Origin of the sequence: Moorena sp. SIO3B2 (assembly GCF_010692525.1) — a bacterium.
GTDB lineage: Bacteria > Cyanobacteriota > Cyanobacteriia > Cyanobacteriales > Coleofasciculaceae > Moorena > Moorena producens.
The window spans coordinates 12,271-15,820 of the sequence record NZ_JAAHHE010000149.1 but is presented as its reverse complement, the minus strand read 5'-3'; the positions used below and the strand labels follow the sequence as shown (position 1 = coordinate 15,820).

2 protein-coding genes are annotated in these 3,550 nt (G+C 40.8%); one reads left to right on the top strand and one right to left on the bottom strand.

The features are described from left to right. Positions 1-385: 385 nt before the first annotated feature. The gene (locus tag F6K38_RS24445) at positions 386-1,192 is read left to right on the top strand and encodes a PRC-barrel domain-containing protein (RefSeq protein WP_008191651.1); all 807 of its coding nucleotides are present in this window, start codon (positions 386-388) and stop codon (positions 1,190-1,192) included. 271 nt (positions 1,193-1,463) lie between these two features. Here F6K38_RS24445 and F6K38_RS24440 read toward each other — a convergent pair whose 3' ends face one another. After that, on the bottom strand, positions 1,464-3,125 hold the full coding sequence (locus tag F6K38_RS24440) for a hybrid sensor histidine kinase/response regulator (protein ID WP_287255347.1): 1,662 nt from the start codon (positions 3,123-3,125) through the stop codon (positions 1,464-1,466). Positions 3,126-3,550 lie beyond the last annotated feature (425 nt).

Sequence of the window (3,550 nt, the reverse complement as noted above, 5' to 3'; positions counted from 1 at the left end):
ACACGCTGATAGCTGATAGCTGAATGCTTACCCTAGATCAGACTTGACTCAATTATTGTAAGCTAAAATCTAGATGGAAAAAATCACAGAGGGGTACACAAGCATTCAGCAGTCAGCAGTCAGCGGTCAGCGGTCAGCGGTCAGCGGTCAGCTTAAAATAAACCTTGAACGGGAGCATTGAATAATGCTTACCTGTTTTATTCAAAAGCACCTCAAGTAGCCTGCCCATAGCCCATAAGCTGATAGCTGAGGGCTGACTGCTGACGGCACCTCAAGTAGCACCATCTGTAGCGCATATGCTTACCTGATAGCTTACTGCTGCTGAGCCTTCTGTGTCTTTTTCCGACCGCCATCGCCAGTTCTTAACTATTGGAGACATGAACAGATGTCTTTACTATTTATCCAACCCAAACCGATCAGGCAGAGCCAGTTACTCAATCGTCTAGTCTTAGAGCGTCAGACGACGGAAGAAATTGGTCATGTCGATCAACTCTTGTTGGACTATCAAGCTCATCGAGTCGTGGCCTTAAGGTGTAAGTCTGGATTACTTGGGGCGAAAAAACGCTACTTTGCTTGGGGTCAAGTCGAGAGTATTGGCACCGATAGTATTCTCGTCAACACTAGCAAAAATCACAAAACTCAACAGAAAACGGAGTCTTGGGATTCCCTGATCGGACATGAGGTATGGACAGATGCGGGTAACAAAATTGGTAAGCTAGTGGACTACTTGCTTAAACCCAAAAGCGGTAGTGTAGTTAACTATCTCTTCTCGGACCTTGGCTGGCATGGGGTTATGGATGGTATGTATCTACTCCCACCCGTAGCAATTTCGAGTATTGGCAGCAAGCGGATAATTGTACTGGATGCAGTTGCTCAAAATAGTAAACAGTATGGGGAAGGACTTAATCAAAAAATTAGTCAAGCTACAGACCTGATCAAGGAAGATTATCAAAAAACTGTCCAGGAATTTCAAGATGTCAAGCGAAAAGCTCAACATATACCAGAACAGTTTAAAGATAAAGCCCAATCAGTTACTGAACAGTTGAAGGATAAAGCCAAAGCGACCACTGCACAGTTTAAAGATAAAGCTCAATCAGTTACTGATCAGTTGAAAGACACAGCTCAGGCTACCACCGCACACTTACAGGATAAAGCCAAATCCGTTACGAAGCAGTTGAAAGATAAAACATAACAGGACTCTAAGGATTTATAATCAGGCGATAATTTTTGCCGATGGCTGTTAATTGGGAATTGGGAATTGGGAGTTATGAATTTTCCATTTTCCATTTTCCATTTTCCATTAACTAAGACCCAAGACCAATAAGTCTTTACTAATAAGTCATGACGTGAACTAGATCTGATTGCTTATAAATACATTTTACCAACTATATTAGTATTCTCCCCTTCTGATAATTTGCGGTTAAATAAATCAATAAATCAATTTTTGTCAGTCATACTAACCACTAAGCAAGCAATGGTAAACAGACAGTAACACGAGTACCTAAACCTATTTTACTTTCCATAACTATCTCACCTTGATGGTGTTCCACATAACTTTTTACAATTGATAACCCCAATCCAATTCCCCCTATGGAACCGATATTACTCCCACGACTAAAGGAATTAAATAACTCACCTTGATCGTGCTTAGGAATGCCAATTCCTTCATCGGTAACTTCCAGTATTACTTGATTAGTGTCACATTTAAGGTTAAGTTCGACTTTGCCTCCTTGAGGAGAATATTTAATAGCATTAGAGAGGAGATTAGTTAGCATTTGGCTTAGTAGCTTAGGATCTGATCTGAATTCCTGACAGTCACCTTCATGCCTAAACAAGAGCTGGTGCTTATAGGTGGTTTTAGATTTGATTTCATCAACTAATTTACTACAAAATTCAACTAAGTCTATAGGTTCGGGTTGTAAATCTAGTTGCTTAAATTCTGTCTTGTTAATAAATAGCACATCATCCACTAAACCAGTCAGTTGCTGAACCATGGATTGGATACGTCTACAATGTTTTACTTGCCGAGTCAGATCCATTTGATGACAGTACCGTTCCAGGATTGCTGCTGATGAAGAAATGGTAGTTAATGGGGTGCGGTACTCATGGGAAATGCTAGAGATAATCCGAGATTTAAAATTGCTCAATTCTTTTTCTTTAACCAGTGATTGACGTAGTTTAATTTCCAAAACTTGGAGCTGATCATTAGCTACTCTTAGTTCAAGTGTGCGCTCCTCAACCCGACGTTCTAGCTCATCATTCAGTTGCTTCTGAGCAATTTCTAGTTCCTTGCGAGTGGTGATATCTCGCAGTGATGCCATATAGGCTTTTTTCCCTTCCCATTGAATCTCTACTAGCTGGATTTCGGCAATAACAATTTTTCCATAGGAGGAGCGAATATCTAGTTCTGTAGTTTGACCAACCACTAAGGAACTGCACCATAGTTCTCCTTGGAGTTTCTCCGCTTTACAGTTCATCAGGGATTCTGCTGCGGGATTAACAAATTGAATCACTCGATTCTGATCAATAATCACAACACCATCAGCATTTCTGGTAATCATGGTGCGAAATTGTTCTTCACTGGCTCGTAGGGCTTCAGTTTGTCGCTTCAGTGCTAACAGCAGTCGTTGCCGCTCCATGCCATAGCGCATCGCTCGTACCAATAGGTTCCGATCAAATTCTCCTTTAACTAAGTAATCCTGTGCTCCTTCTTGTAGCGCTTCTATCGCTAAATTCTCATCAGTCAGTCCACTCAGAATGATTATAGGCACTTCGGGAAACTGGGCATAAATTTGGCAAAATGTCTCTAGGCCTTGCTGATCGGGTAAGAACAGGTCACAGAGTACGATATTAATATTTCCCTGCTTTAGGCATTCGAGACCTTGCTCTAAGGTCTCTACATGGGTGAGTGTTGCTGGAAAATGTTTTGCCTTTTTGAGTAATGCTTTAATGAGCTCAACATCCTGGATATCGTCCTCAATTAAGAGGATTCGGGTACAATCAGGATGGTCTGCTCTTTCTGTGGGGAGTTTATTCTGAAAATAAATGACTGAAGCAGGGACTGGTGCAGAGAAATTAGTTTGATCAGCTGAAGGAGAAGTGACTGGTAGGTACGTTGATGACATTGGAATACCGTTAACTAATCAACAAACATCGGTTAGATATCAATTAAATCTAATATGTTAATATTGACCTAAAAAAAAACCTGTTTCCACCGTAATTTCACTAATAGTCATCTCCGTACTTATACGGATAATTCACTAAAAAATGCACATAAAACCCGTATAATCCTTGAGATCAAGGGGATTAAAATACAAAAAAGTATACCGTCTGAGGGTCTTCGATGGCTAACTTAGCCTCGAATCATAAAATTAATCTTAAAGATCAGGAGGCGTAATGGTGGTAAGATTTCAATAATTAGGTTTATCCTTGAAGGCATTAGCCATGATCAGATTAGGCTTGAGGCTAATGGTTTCTGACCTATAGCGCTACCCACTGGGAATCGGGAATCGGGAATCGGGAATCGGGAATCGGAAATCGGGAATCGGAA